We start from the raw sequence: 14,226 nt of genomic DNA on the forward strand, positions 1-14,226 counted from the left end.
AGAATGTCCTTTTCATACAAAAAGTATGAAAAGGGTAGCTTAGACTTGACGAATTATAACGATATCATAGAAAATTTGTAAAGATAAAGATGTTACCCATATATATACATTTGAAAGTAAGGTAGAGGAAGTGAATGAATGAAGTGGAACAGCACTCAATTACAAAGGATAAGAGAGTGGTTCAAAACAAGAAAAAAATTGCGGATATTTTTGTTGATTTTAGGAAGTTTTGGCTTATCTTTGTTTATCTTTGTGAACATTATGATTACAATCCAAGATATATCGGCATTAAAACATGCAGTACCTCAGCCAACAGTGATTTACGATGCAAATAAGCAGGTAGCAGCAAAATTGTCTTCTTCGAAAATAGAAGGAATTAAGCGTAAAGATATTCCAGACGTTATGATTCAAGCTGTTGTTGCAGTAGAAGACCAAAAATTTTATGAGCATCGCGGTATATCTTATAGCGGAATTTTTAATGCTATCATTAAAAATATAACAGCAGGAGAAGTTGTTGCCGGAGGAAGTACAATTACACAACAGCTTGCTAAAAACGTATTTTTAACACAAGATCGGACGTTTACAAGAAAATTCAAAGAGTATTTTATTACAAAGAAAATTGAACGCACATATACAAAAGATGAAATTATAGAAATGTATTTGAATCAAATTTATTTTGGTGAGGGAGCATGGGGGATTAAAAATGCTGCTAAGACGTATTTTGATAAAGAAGTGAAGGAATTAACGATTCCTGAAGCTGCCACTTTAGCTGGATTAATTAAAGCGCCTTCTACGTATTCACCGTTTAAAGACTTTAATAAATCAATTACAAGAAGAAATGTTGTTCTTTCTTTAATGAAGGAACAAGGCTATATTACAGACAAACAATTTCAAATAGCGAAAGATGAAGGGCTTTCACTTCACCGTGGTGTCGAAAAGCAATATGAGGGAAAATATCCTTACTATGTTGACTATGTTGTTCGTGAGGCAATGAATAAATACGACTTGACACAAAATGAAATTTTATCAGGTGGTTATCAAATTTACACAGAATTAGACCCAAAGATGCAACAAGCGGTAGAAGATGTTGTGAATAATGATCATTATTTTCCAAAGACTACTTCTGATCAAATTATGCAAACAGGTGTTGTACTCATGAATCCCAAAACGGGTGATGTTCCAGCTCTTGTAGGAGGAAGAGGGCCGTATCAATTTTTACAGTTTAACCATGCATCGCAATTAAAACGCCAGCCAGGTTCAACATTAAAACCATTGGCAGTGTATACACCAGCATTGGAACAAGGATATGAGGTATATGATGTATTAAAAGATGAACCACTAGACATTAATGGATATACACCGAAAAATAGCGGGAATGTATACCATGGTAATGTAACGATGTATGAAGCACTTGCTAATTCCTATAATGTATCAGCCGTTTGGCTACTGGAACAAATTGGTCTGGAAAAGGGTGTGAAGTCTTTAGAACGTTTTGGTATTCCGCTTCAAGATGATGATCAATCTTATGCGTTAGCGCTAGGAGGGATGAGTGAAGGAACGTCTCCACTTGTCATGGCACAAGCGTATGCGACCTTTGCGAATGATGGTGTACAAATGGAAGCACATGCGATTCGGGAACTGCAAGATAGTGAAGGGAATGTAGTAGGGAAATGGTATAAAAAAGAAACTCGTGTTACGGATGAAAAAACGGCACAAAAGATGACGTATTTATTACAAGGGGTTGTAGAGAAAGGAACGGGAGAAAAAGCAAAACTTAAATCTGTAGAGACTGCTGGGAAAACGGGTACAACACAACTTGTAGATGGCCCGAGCAGCGGTGCAAAAGATTCATGGTTTGTTGGCTATACACCAGAATTAGTTGCATCCATTTGGGTTGGCTATGATAAAACAGATAGTGAACATTTTGTTCCTGGTGGTAGTCAAATAACGACAACGATGTTTCAAGATATTATGAAAAAAGCAGTTGGGCAGCCAAGTCAAAAAAACTTTGATTTGTCGCTTATACCAGAAGCTGAGTATACAAAACATTTACAAACCATTGAAGAGGAAAAAAAGCGAAAAGAAGAAGAGAAAAAACGACAAGAGGAAGAAAAGCAGAGAAAAGAACAGCAAGAAAATTGGATGAATAAAATAAAAGAATGGATTCCATTCTTTTAAGAAGTAAATCCCAGATTATGAAATGAGTAATCTGGGATTTACTTATGTTTTTATTTTCTAGTACATGAGCCGTTATTGTCTTAACGGCGTTTTTTGCATCGTTTGCATCTCTTTTTTTCGCTGTTATCTTGATTACGTGTTTCGTTATCATCATTGTTATTATTGTTGTTATCGTTATTGTTATTATCGTTATTGTTGTCATTATTATCATTATTATAGTTCCAACGCATACTTTGAACATGGAACGTCGGTACATACGTAACCTGACCATCAACCTCAAGAAGAATATGATCTCTAGTACGGCCGACAACAGTTCCTTCTATTTGTTTCGGACCTTGATTAAATTGAACTGTTTCTCCTTTTAGACGGTTAATAACACTTCCAAAACGGTTTCCGCTTACAATGATAGGGGCCTCATATTGGTTATTTTGATTGTTGTTTTGTTCATTATCATCTGATTCTTCAGAGTCATCTTCATATTGCTCGGCAAAGCCATTAATATGATGTAACGGATAGTAAACAACACCATCGTCATTTTGTACGACACAAAAATCACTTTGAACTTTTAATAATGTTCCCTCTGCTTTTTCTGGACCTCCTAAATTAACCTGAACGTTTGTGCCAATTAAATTTTTGTAATTTCTCATCGCATTTCTAGAATAATACGACTGATTGAACTGATTGTATGGATACATCATACATAATTCCTCCTTAATGTAAGTTCTCTCTCTTTAAATCATTTGTCGATATATGATATTCATCTTTGCAGGACAAGACCTAGGATACTTGACTAATTTATAAAAAATGTGCGTATACATAGAAACAAGCACCCTTTTAGATTAAGGGTGCTTGTTGAGTTGAATATTTATATTTGTATTCATACTGTGCGCGGTTTTAGTTACCGGTGTATAGGAGATGACAATGTTTCCTTTAGCGGTTGGCTCAAAAGCAAGATCATCATAATATTGACTGTTATTTTTATTATGGATTGTAAGTTCAATTGAATCGAGTTTTTCATGTGCATATTTTTCTTTGATTTGTTTGGCAATTATTTCTAATTGTTTATACGAAGTGGCGTCGGTTATCACCATCCCCTTCAGAACAACCTTTTCTTTTTGCGCATCATGCACCAGGGGTATATGATTTTGTTTTGTATATAGGACGTCATAGGGTATGGTGCCTTCGTTTGAGGCTGCTTTTGGTTTATTGTATTCTCCAATTACAAAGAGTGCAAAACATAACGTTATACATGACATGAAAATAATCCAAAAGCGGATAGATGATAATACTTTCATCTGCATTCACCCTCGTTTCGTATAAGTTCTTTCACTATGAATTATACAAAATAAGCGTTAAATTAACGTTAAGCTGAGGTAAAGAAAAGTAAAGAAAGAGAGTTTTTTGTATAGCAAAACTTTTTTTTGGTTTGTTATAGTAGATTAAGAAGCCATAGGATAACAATGGAATAGAAATTGTTAAGATTGTAACTTTGTGATGAATTATTTATAAAGTGAAACTTACATTAGTATGTGTGTGGGACTTCCCGTTAATGTGAGACAATTAAATGACTCTGTAATTTGGATTTTTTCCATATATCATAATATGTTTTTGAGATTTAGAGGTGGATAGGAGATGGTGTTCGGATGATTTCTATTGGGTTAACAGGATGGGGAGATCATAACGCTTTATATAAAGATGCCTATGAAATGAAGCATAAACTACAAACATATAGTGAGTATTTTCCAATCGTAGAAGTAGATAGTTCTTTTTATGCCATACAGCCTGCAAGAAATTATGAGAAATGGGTTTTAGAAACACCGCCAAATTTTTCATTTATTGTGAAAGCTTATCAAGGAATGACAGGGCATATGCGCGGAGAGACCCCTTTTGCAAATATTGAAGATATGTTTCAGGCATTTAAAGAATCGATAGTTCCTCTCCAAAAAGCAAATAAGTTAAAAATGGTTTTATTCCAGTATCCACCTTGGTTCGACTGTCAAAAGAAAAATGTGGATTTATTACGCTATACGAAAGAAAAGATGAGAGATATACCATGTTCATTAGAGTTTCGTAATCAAACGTGGTTTTATCCACAATTTCGTAATCAAACATTGCAATTTATGAAACAAGAAGGTTGGATTCATACTATTTGTGATGAACCACAAGCAGGAATTGGTTCTATTCCAATTGTACTAGAAGCAACGCATGAACAGATGACCTTAGTTCGATTTCACGGGCGCAATGTACATGGGTGGCTGAATACGGGAGAGAATTGGAGAGCAGTCCGCTGTTTATATCGCTATAACAAACAGGAATTAGAAGAATGGATAGAGAGGTTACAAGAATTAAAATCAAAAACAAAGGAAATTTACCTTTTATTTAACAATAACTCTGGCGGAGATGCGGCAGATAATGCAAAACAAATGATGGATATGCTTGGTGTTACGTATGGCGAACCTAGACCTGAACAACTAAATTTATTTGAATGAAGTGAAATAGTAGTAGGATAAAGTAGTATTTTTATCAAGGGACTTCACCTTCATTGATTGAAAGCGCTAATTAGGATAAAAAGAAAAACACTGTACAAACAGGGGGAATGTACAGTGTTTTTCTTTATGAAAAAAGAGGGGTAACAATGTTACTGAGCGTTTGGTTGATTCATCAATTGTTGGCTTCATAATAAATGATAATGGTTATCATTATCATTGTCAATAGTTTTTGTATCTTTTGTTTTGAAAAATTTAAAGTTTACAAAAGATTGATTTAATAATATAATAACAGCGTTTACATGATAATAATTATCAGTATCGTTAAAAGGGGCGGGAATAGATGAAAAAGCCATGGAAAGTGATGACAACAGTTGCTGTTGTTTCCTCACTGTTACTTTCAGTAGGGTGTACAGGTAAAAAGGAAGAGACGACGGCAAAAGAAAAAAGTACATATGGTGTACCAGTAACGGACTATACATTTGATACAGCTGCAAACATGTTTGCATATGCAGAATTTGAATTAGCTGGGGAACCGTTAGCAGAAAGCTTAGGATTAGATTTAGATCTTTTAGATGCACAAAAACAAAATAAACCAACGAAATTTGATTATATGGCTGGAATCGAGTCTTATGAGTACTCAGAAGAAGGAATGTATGAGGTAGTAGAAAAATCAGGGCTTGGTTTCCATTTACTTCATGCCCCAATTGTACAGAAAATGACAAAAGAAACAAATAAAGAAGCTCCATCTTGGCTAGAAGAGCGGTTTTATACACTAGCAGATAGTGTAGGATATCCACGTAAAGAAATTTTTGCAAATATGTATCCGACATTTATGGAATATGCTGGCGGTGACCCTCATTATATGCAAAAAGTAGATACGTCTATATATGCAGAAAATGATGATAAGACGTATGTACCAGCCTTCCAAATGGATTTTAAAACATTGCGCTGGGATCGTTCGAAAATGAATAAAACGTTAACACCAGCCGCATACGGTTCAGCATTTTTAAAACAAGCATTATGGGCGGGAGATTTTTTAGGTGGTTTCCATACAGTAGATAAGGACGAAGAATTAGAAGCTACATCAAATACGCAAGATCAAGATCCGAATATTCGCCTTGGAAAAAGTAGTGCTGATGGTATGCAAGGTGTTATTTTAACAGAAGAAATTTGGAATAAACTTTCATATATTCGTGATGGTCTATTTTATGATGCAAATACAAAGCAATTAACGAACGGAGCAGGAAGTAAATATAGCCCTGAGGGCGGTCTTGTTTACTTACCTCATGAGATTAAAGTAAATGAAGATGAAAAGAATGGCATTGCTAAAGCTGGCCAATTAGAAGTGAAAGATGCACGCAGTGTGCTTCGCGATCAATGGATGATGTTATGGCCAACTGCTGAATTTTTTGGAATGGCAGATCAGCGTCCTAATAATAAAAATGTGAATCCAGCATTCCAAGCAGCATTTGATGGAGCACCATTTGCTAAAGCAGCAGTAGAAAATGTAGATGGTGACACGTCTAACGATGTAAAAGCAGATGACCCTTATTCATTGAATCGTGATGTCATGTTACAAGTCTTTAAAAATATTGAAGCAATGCATTATAACAAAGAAACAGGTGCATTTGTTACAGAGCATAGCGGAACAGAACAAGGCAAACGTATTGATACGTTTGATGCAGGTTATATGGTAGAGGCACTTCGTATATTCCAGCGTGCCATTGATGGTATGCCGGTTGGATATGCAAGCGGGGCAGAGGCACAAGGCTTACAAACAGAAGAAGGAAAACGTGCTCTAAATATGATTAAGACGCAAGCAGATTTCTTATTAAAGAATATGAAAACAAAAGATGGTTTTATGGCAAATAGTTATACAATTGGAAAAGGACAAGATACTGAACCTGTTACATTAGAAGCACAGCTTGGAGCAATCCGAGGATTAACAGCGGCCTTTTTAGCAACGAAAGATGAAACGTATCGCGAAGAAGCGCGTAAACTATATGATTTAGTAGATCGTAAAATGTGGAACAAAGAAGCACATGCATATGAAACGAAAAAAGGTGAAATGAAATATACGCCTTATACAGCTGGAAGTGTATCAGCAGTGTTGCGTGTTGCATTGCAAAATTTAAGTAATACAGATGCAGATAAAACGAAATATGATTCATTAGAACAAAAAACGATTACTTCTCGTTATGTTGATTTTTATGATCAAGTAATCAATGGGCCTTCATTAAAAGAAGGGATGCAAACAAGTGAGTTCTGGGATACAGGCGATGTTTATATAAAAGGGAAGCTTGGAAATGCAGATAAGGATAATGTACCACAAATTCAAGCAGGTCATGGTAAGAATGGTATTGCTCCAGTGCTTGTCAATGTTGAAGTGAAGAAAGAAAAATAAGTTTATGATATTAATAAACCGAACAAGTTGATAAACTTGTTCGGTTTTTATGAAAAAAGGGTGTAACAAAGTAAATTTCCATCAGTAGGAGATATAGATAACAGGGGATGCTCGGTAGAGTGAGAAAGAAGGGTTAGATAATGAAGCGATTGTTTATGGCGGTTGTATTACTCCTAAGTATAGGGATTTTTGCTAGTTGTGGGATGAAAACATCAGGAAAAGAAGAGAAGCGCAGCACCGCTGTTCATAGTGATAACATTGTAACGAGTGCTGATGGGAAATGGATTTATACAGCGAATATTGATATTAATACAGTGACAGTTATGGATGCAAAAAGTAGAAAAGTAGTGTCAGAGATCGCAGTTGGTAAAGAACCGAGACAATTAACAATCAGTCCGGATGGAACGAAATTATATGTTTCTTGTATGTACGATAATAAAGTTGATGTTGTTTCACTTGATAAGAAGAAAGTCATTGATCGAATTCCAACTGAAATTGAGCCATTTGGTGTTGTTACAAATCCAAATGGAACGAAGTTATATGTATCGAATTTTCGCTCTGGTAATGTATCAGTTATTGATCTTGAAAAGAAGAAAACAGTGCAAAAGATTGAAATTGGTGATCGCCCACGTACGCTTGCAATGACAAAAGACGGAAAGAAATTGTATGTACCGCACTATTTAGAGGGGAAAATTAGTGTTGTAGATACAGGGAGTAATAAAGTGAAGAAAGTGATTACACTTGCATCTTCACCAGATAAAGAAGACCGTAAAAAGAGTCAAGGAATTCCAAACACATTAGAGCAATTTGTTATTGCACCAGATGGAAAAACAGCCTGGGTTCCACATATGCTTACAAATGTAGATACACCAATTCAGTTTGAAGAAACAGTTTTCCCAGCTGTGTCGATTATTGATTTAGAAAAAGATGAGGAAATTATAGATCAGCGTAAACAATTATTCGAAGCAATGAATGTGAAGAATACAAAAAATGAAACGATGATTGTATCAAACCCATACGATGTAGCCTTTAACGAAAAAGGAACAAAGGCATTTGTTGTGATGTCTGGTAGTGAAGATCTTATGGTATTTGATTTAACACGTGGAGGGAATGCAACGCAAATTGTAAGGCGTATTCCAGGAAGTAATCCGCGCGGTATTATGTTGCTTCCAAAAGAAAACACATTAGTAGTTCATAATGCGATGAGTCATGATCTTGCTTTCTTAGAAACAGGTGGTAATGATTCATATGCAAAAGTGCAAGCTGATAAGAAGACAGTTAAATTAATTGCAAAAGATTCCTTATCGAAACTTGTACGTGAAGGAAAAGAAATATTCTACAGTGCAAATAGCGATAAATATGCAGCAGGGATTACAGGAAACAACTGGATGAGCTGTGCAACATGTCATAGTGATGGAGAAATTAATGGTTTATCATTAATGACACCAAAAGGGAAGCGAAATGTACCAAGCAACGTTTTAACGACAAAAACAGGTTTATTTATGTGGGATGGATCACGTGATGATTTTACAGATTATATTCATACCGTACAAGGTGAAATGGGCGGTATGATGGAAATTGATCCTGGAAAAGAACTTCCAAAAGATGTGCAGCATATGTATGATGCTTTGCAAGCCTTTTTGGATGATCCGAATTCGTTTCCTGTCCCAAAAAGTCCATATCGTCAAGGGAATGGAGAATTAACACCTACTGCGAAGGATGGAGAGCAGCTGTTTAAAGGCAAGGCAAATTGTTTAACATGTCACGGCGGAGATAATTTCACAAATAGCACAAAAGCTGTTGATGAAAATGGTAAATTAACGACGAACAATACAAACTTCCTTTATAACATTGGGACTGCTAATGAAATAGATACAAATTATGATGGTGATGCACGTGGGGGATTCCAAAATAAAAGACTAAAAGGATACTTTGATCCTCCGACACTTCGTGGTGTATGGGCAACAGCCCCGTACTTACACGATGGTAGTGCGAAAACCGTTGAAGAGGCAGTAGAGAAGCATCAATATGAAGAAAAGCCACAACTGTCAAAACAGGAAGTTCATGCAATTGCGGAATATGTAAAATCAATTCAATAGAAAATAGCGGTGTTTATCCCGCTATTTGCGAACAGTAAGACTCCCACCATCAAGAAAAGAGGTGGGAGTCTTACTGCCTATAATGGCAAATTTGATTCAACTAATAATCAGTAGTGAAAACGCTTACTAATCAAAGTTGAACTTTATCGCTGTTCTTTTTGTTGTACATATTTCTGTAAATCAAACGGTGTAATTTCTTGAATAAATTCTCTTGATATAAGAGATTGAATGAGTGTGCTTTCGGTAACGACAGCACCTGTTTTCTGTTTGTGAGCTTGTTGTAATAATTGCAGTTTTTCTAATGTTTCTTTAGGTAATTCAATTGTTAATGTGTTCATATTTCTCCCCCCTACTACTAGAGTATCACTAGAAGATAGGAGAAACAAGAAAAGAGAAAGATATATTAATATGGTAAAGAAAGTAATAGAGTTTATTGGATTAAAAAAGGTAACTATTGACAAAATAGTTACCTTTTTAAAAATCTATTTACAGTAATTATGACTAAGCAATACCGATGTATTTTAAAGTTTTGGATGGGGTGTTATGATCAAAAAAGTGTTGTAAAAATGCAATATCTACACCAGATTTGTAAGCACAATATCCCCATGTCTTGCGAAGTGTATGTGAGCTAATCCCTTCTAAACCAACTTCTTTTGCCGCTTTATTTAAAATGTACCAAGCGTGTTGTCTTGTAATAGACTTTGTTCCCTTTTGAGATTTTAATAATGGTTCATTTCGTTTCCATACTTTTCGCTCTTTCATGTATTGTTCGATAGTATGTTGCAATTCTTCATTTACAGCGAACCATTTATGTTTTTTCATTTTGTCATTATAGAACAAAATAGAATGACGAACATGTTCATTTTCATCAATAACATCGCCAACTTTTAATTGTAAAATCTCGCTTACTTTTAATCCTGAATTCACAGCTAACACGAATAATAAAGCATCACGCTTCGATGATTGTAATAGTATATCTTTGATTTTTTCTAATTGTTTTTCATTTTGAATTGGTTGTCCTACTTGTTTCATTTCACGCACTCTCCTCTTTTATATGTGTAAAGGAAAGGATTAACTAGTTATTACTATAAAGGGAGTATGTGAATTTCATGTGAACTCCTCGTGAAATTAGAACAAATTATTTGACTTCTTTTGCTTTTTGTAATTCGAAATAAAAGGCAACACCATTTTCTTTATTATACACACCGTAATCGGCATGATGAAGTTCTAAAATATTTTTTACAATGGATAAGCCTAGACCTGTTCCACCTGTATGACGGCTACGGGATGCGTCTAATCGATAGAAACGGTCCCATATTTTATCTAAACTTTCTTCAGGAATCGGCGTACCGTTATTTTCAATTTCTACTTTTACCATTTCTTCATACTCAATGACAGATAGCTTTACTTGTTTCCCATTTGGTGTGTAACGAATTGCATTACTTAATAGATTGACGACAACTTGTTCAATGCGATTGCGATTTGCTTGTACATAAATAGTTGGATTTAATGCAAGCTCTACGTGTAAATTTTTTTCTTCGATACTAAATAATAGCTTTGTATAAACTTGTTGGATTAATTCTCCAATTGAAAAAGCTTCAATTTCTAATTTATATGTGCCAGATTCAAGTTTTGCAAGTTCTAGCATTTCGACAATAAGGCGGTTCATATTATCAGTTTCTTCTAAAATAACGTCGGTATAATACGTAGTATCTTTACTTACACCATCTTTAATGCCTTCAGCGAAACTACGGATTACACTTAGCGGTGTTTTTAATTCATGAGATACGCCAGAGATAAATTCTTTTCTTGTTTTCTCTAGCTGTCTCTCTTTTTCAATATCTTGCTGTAGTTTTGTATTTGCTACATGCAATTTGTCAATTCGATCTTTTAAATTTACAGAAAGGCTGTTAATACTACCTGATAAGCTTCCAATTTCATCGTCTGTTGATATTGGAAGTTTTTCAGAAAAATCAAAGTTCGCCATTTTCTTTGTAACACGATTCATTTTAATAAGCGGCTTTGCAATAATTTTTGAGTAATAGAATGACAATAAAATAATGACAATAAAGACGATAATTAATGCATAAACATAATAATCTTTCAAAACAAGCATAGCTTCATCAACGGGCTGCAGTGATGTCATTGCAAATGCAAATTCTTTTATTTCACCATTTTTAACAACGGGTTTAACAAAAATCTGATATTTCACTTCATTTTCCCCGCCCATTGTATACGTCGTCATTTCATTTGTATTTGTTTTTCCTAATGCGACAGAAAGCTCCCAGTGCTGAATGCCCTGGATTAATGTATCTTTATTTGCAAGACGAATATCACTTGAGGAAGGAATGTGCAGTTTTGAAATAGTACCGTCAAATGTACTAACACCAACACCGAAATCCTTTGTATATAAAGTTTTTTTCACGTCTTGAAGTTGTATACCAAATTGCTTCAAGTCTGAAATGATATTATCATTTTGCCATATCCTGTTGTCGGCAGTAGTAATTGTAATAGGAATAATCATATCTTGTTTTAAGATCCCTTGTACACGGATTGGATCATTAAGGTTTAATCCTAATTTTATAAACGAAGAATATTCATCGTTTGTGAAAATGTTATTGAGTGGAATAAAAAATGTTTTATTAGACTTATCAACAAGTTCAATGTGATAATTTTTGTCATCCTGAATAATGCCATTACGATCTAGTAAGACGAGTTCAGCATTTGTTTTTTCATAAAACTCTTGTTTTAACTTTGAAAGTTCTTCAACTGACTGATCGCTTTTTTCATATTTACTTACAAATTTTTCGAAAGATGTTTGGACCGTATGAATTTTTTTCTTTATATAAAATTTTTCTAAAAACAGTGATTGTCCAAGGAAAAAGAGTAAAAATGTAGCAGTAAACAATGCTGATGTTAATAGAAAAAGCTTAAACACAATGCTTCTTTTTTTCACTTCTTCACCTCATAAATTGTAAATTCCATAGTAGTCTTCTTATTATAGCAAACGAATAAAGAGAGTAGGAGAGGAAATCTGTCGCTTGTTGAGACAGTTTTTTTTCAAAAAGTCATATAAAGTGAAACTTCCATCAGTGGGGATTTTTTCATCCCCCCTGATGGTTAGTTGAATCAATCGGGCGCATGCCAGCAGTTATCCCAAACCTATCTTATTTGTTTCTCTCTCAATCTTGAGGTGGGGGGCTTACTGCCCGTTAATGCGGGATAAAAAAGAACTCGCCAGACGTATGACAAGTTCTTGTGAAAATTACGATTGAATTGCTGCATCTAATGCAATTTCAATCATCTCATTAAATGTCGTTTGACGCTCTTCAGCTGTGGTTTCTTCACCGGTAAAGATATGGTCACTTACTGTTAAAACAGATAATGCATTTACACCGTATTTTGCTGCTAATGTATATAGTGCAGTTGTTTCCATTTCAACAGCTAAAACACCGTAATCGCCAAGTTTTTTCACCATGTCCATACTTTCACGGTAAAATACATCAGCTGTTAGTATGTTACCAACGCGAATATGTAAACCTTTTTCTACACCAGCATCATATGCTTTCTTTAATAACTCAAAGTCTGCACACGGCGCAAAATCAAATCCAGGGAATGTCAAACGATTGATGTTAGAATCGGTACAAGCAGTCATTGCAATAATAATATCACGTACTTTTACGTCTTTTTGAATCGCACCGCATGTCCCTACACGAATCAAGTTTTTTACACCATAACTTTGAATCAATTCGTTTACATAAATAGAAATAGAAGGAACGCCCATACCTGTTCCTTGAACAGAGACACGTTTGCCTTTATATGTTCCTGTAAATCCTAGCATACCTCGTACATTGTTGTAGCATGTTACATCTTCTAAAAAATTTTCTGCAATATACTTTGCACGTAAAGGGTCTCCGGGTAATAAAATAGATTCAGCAATTTCGCCTTCTTTGGCTCCGATATGAACGCTCATATATATCCTCCTCGTTATGTAGCAATCGATATTATATAGTGATTATAATATCGATTAAGCAGTTTTCTCTTTGTAGTATACACGAAGTAGAGCGTTTTCAATAGTGTGTTTTCAAACGTGTGTTTCTATTTATATTGCTATTTATGGGCGGTAAAATCCCACCTCAAGATTATGAAAAGACAAGGAAGGTAGGTGGAGAGAGTGTAAGATAAAATAATTGCACAAAAAAGAATATAGATTAGATGTTTTTATATATAAAATAGTCTGAATTGTGTTACAATTTATCAAAAAGTAGATAGGTGATTTCGTGAAAAATCTTATAATAGGAATTATCGCTTTGCTTCTTATTGTTCTTGGCGGATTTTATATGAAAAAATACAAAAGCAGCGAAGAAACAACGGGACAAGTACAACAAGTGAAGTGGCAACTTGATGATATCGATGTAAATAAAAATGCACATATTACATTTCAATTACAAGATAAAAAAGGGAATGAGATTCATGGTGTAAACGACCACATTCGATTATTTATTGTGGACAAGCAGTTAGCGCAGTCGTATCAGGTGAGACCAATGTTTACTGGTAATGGTTCATATAAAGCCACGTATCAATTTAAAAAAGCAGGGGAATATACAATTTTCTTATATGAAGAAATAGGAGAGACAACAAAACAGTTTGCTGAAAAAAATATTATAGTAGGCAATAAAGAAGAAAAAAAACAAAAGCCAATTGCTGTAGATAGTGTATTAACAAAAAATATTGGTACTTACAAAACATCGCTTTTATTTCGTACGTTACATCCGAATGAAGAGGAAACATTAACGTTTCAATTTCAAATAGAAAAAGGGAAAAAACTAAAATTTCGCTCAAATACAGGAGAACGTGCTGCACTGCGCATAGTAGATGAAAAAAAACAACATTTCTTGTACGTTGTTCCTGTTAATGATGAAGGACAATTGCAATTTCGCGTTACGTTTCCGAGTGAAGGGATTTATAAAATATGGGGTACTTTTTATATAAACGGAGAGAAATATGAGGAGCAGTTTGTATTACAAGTTCAGAAACGAAAAGACAGCTAAGAAGT

At 34.7% G+C, this 14,226-nt stretch carries 11 protein-coding genes; 5 read left to right on the forward strand and 6 right to left on the reverse strand.

All coding sequences use genetic code 11. From position 1 onward, the window contains the following. Nucleotides 1-138: 138 nt before the first annotated feature. Nucleotides 139-2,178 carry a transglycosylase domain-containing protein gene (locus NKR74_RS07160; RefSeq protein WP_098309464.1) on the forward strand — a complete coding sequence of 680 codons (2,040 nt, stop codon included), beginning with the start codon at nucleotides 139-141 and terminating at the stop codon, nucleotides 2,176-2,178. Nucleotides 2,179-2,258: 80 nt separating this feature from the next. Here NKR74_RS07160 and NKR74_RS07165 read toward each other — a convergent pair whose 3' ends face one another. Next, entirely contained in the window at nucleotides 2,259-2,876 is a 618-nt protein-coding gene (locus tag NKR74_RS07165; RefSeq protein WP_098309463.1) for a hypothetical protein, read from the reverse strand. A gap of 141 nt (nucleotides 2,877-3,017) precedes the next feature. Then, entirely contained in the window at nucleotides 3,018-3,473 is a 456-nt protein-coding gene (locus NKR74_RS07170) for a hypothetical protein (RefSeq protein ID WP_098309462.1), read from the reverse strand. A gap of 348 nt (nucleotides 3,474-3,821) precedes the next feature. Between NKR74_RS07170 and NKR74_RS07175 the strand changes: the two genes are divergently transcribed. The 3 genes from NKR74_RS07175 to NKR74_RS07185 all read left to right on the forward strand — a co-directional run bounded on the left by NKR74_RS07175 (nucleotide 3,822) and on the right by NKR74_RS07185 (nucleotide 9,170). Then, complete coding sequence (locus tag NKR74_RS07175) at nucleotides 3,822-4,667, forward strand: DUF72 domain-containing protein (RefSeq protein ID WP_098309461.1); 846 nt, start codon at nucleotides 3,822-3,824, stop codon at nucleotides 4,665-4,667. Between the two features lie 340 nt (nucleotides 4,668-5,007). Then, nucleotides 5,008-7,071 (forward strand): hypothetical protein, encoded by a 2,064-nt coding sequence (locus NKR74_RS07180; protein ID WP_253629091.1) that lies wholly within the window; start codon nucleotides 5,008-5,010, stop codon nucleotides 7,069-7,071. A gap of 140 nt (nucleotides 7,072-7,211) precedes the next feature. Further along, nucleotides 7,212-9,170, forward strand: a complete 1,959-nt coding sequence (locus NKR74_RS07185; RefSeq protein ID WP_253629092.1) for a beta-propeller fold lactonase family protein — start codon at nucleotides 7,212-7,214, stop codon at nucleotides 9,168-9,170. A 143-nt stretch (nucleotides 9,171-9,313) separates the two neighbouring features. Here NKR74_RS07185 and NKR74_RS07190 read toward each other — a convergent pair whose 3' ends face one another. From NKR74_RS07190 to deoD, 4 genes are all read right to left on the reverse strand, one after another. Beyond that, nucleotides 9,314-9,508 (reverse strand): DUF3924 family protein, encoded by a 195-nt coding sequence (locus NKR74_RS07190; RefSeq protein ID WP_098309458.1) that lies wholly within the window; start codon nucleotides 9,506-9,508, stop codon nucleotides 9,314-9,316. 163 nt (nucleotides 9,509-9,671) lie between these two features. Further along, nucleotides 9,672-10,202, reverse strand: a complete 531-nt coding sequence (locus NKR74_RS07195; RefSeq protein ID WP_098309457.1) for a tyrosine-type recombinase/integrase — start codon at nucleotides 10,200-10,202, stop codon at nucleotides 9,672-9,674. Between the two features lie 106 nt (nucleotides 10,203-10,308). After that, nucleotides 10,309-12,126: a HAMP domain-containing sensor histidine kinase gene (locus NKR74_RS07200; RefSeq protein ID WP_253629093.1), complete on the reverse strand. Its 1,818-nt coding sequence runs from the start codon at nucleotides 12,124-12,126 to the stop codon at nucleotides 10,309-10,311. A gap of 309 nt (nucleotides 12,127-12,435) precedes the next feature. Then, nucleotides 12,436-13,143, reverse strand: a complete 708-nt coding sequence (gene deoD / locus NKR74_RS07205) for a purine-nucleoside phosphorylase (protein WP_253629094.1) — start codon at nucleotides 13,141-13,143, stop codon at nucleotides 12,436-12,438. A 307-nt stretch (nucleotides 13,144-13,450) separates the two neighbouring features. On the opposite strand from deoD, the gene NKR74_RS07210 reads away from it, so the two are divergent. Beyond that, the gene (locus tag NKR74_RS07210; RefSeq protein ID WP_253629095.1) at nucleotides 13,451-14,221 is read left to right on the forward strand and encodes a hypothetical protein; all 771 of its coding nucleotides are present in this window, start codon (nucleotides 13,451-13,453) and stop codon (nucleotides 14,219-14,221) included. Nucleotides 14,222-14,226: the final 5 nt, after the last annotated feature.

This window comes from Bacillus sp. 3103sda1 (assembly GCF_024159135.1).
In the GTDB taxonomy this organism is placed as follows: Bacteria; Bacillota; Bacilli; order Bacillales; family Bacillaceae_G; genus Bacillus_A; species Bacillus_A rhizoplanae.

Coding starts and splice junctions, on each gene's coding strand:
- NKR74_RS07175 (WP_098309461.1), top strand. CDS start 3,822: ATGATTTCTATTGGGTTAACAGGATGGGGAGATCATAACGCTTTATAT.
- NKR74_RS07160 (WP_098309464.1), top strand. CDS start 139: ATGAAGTGGAACAGCACTCAATTACAAAGGATAAGAGAGTGGTTCAAA.
- NKR74_RS07185 (WP_253629092.1), top strand. CDS start 7,212: ATGAAGCGATTGTTTATGGCGGTTGTATTACTCCTAAGTATAGGGATT.
- NKR74_RS07180 (WP_253629091.1), top strand. CDS start 5,008: ATGAAAAAGCCATGGAAAGTGATGACAACAGTTGCTGTTGTTTCCTCA.
- NKR74_RS07165 (WP_098309463.1), bottom strand. CDS start 2,876: ATGATGTATCCATACAATCAGTTCAATCAGTCGTATTATTCTAGAAAT.
- NKR74_RS07190 (WP_098309458.1), bottom strand. CDS start 9,508: ATGAACACATTAACAATTGAATTACCTAAAGAAACATTAGAAAAACTG.
- NKR74_RS07195 (WP_098309457.1), bottom strand. CDS start 10,202: ATGAAACAAGTAGGACAACCAATTCAAAATGAAAAACAATTAGAAAAA.
- deoD (WP_253629094.1), bottom strand. CDS start 13,143: ATGAGCGTTCATATCGGAGCCAAAGAAGGCGAAATTGCTGAATCTATT.
- NKR74_RS07170 (WP_098309462.1), bottom strand. CDS start 3,473: ATGAAAGTATTATCATCTATCCGCTTTTGGATTATTTTCATGTCATGT.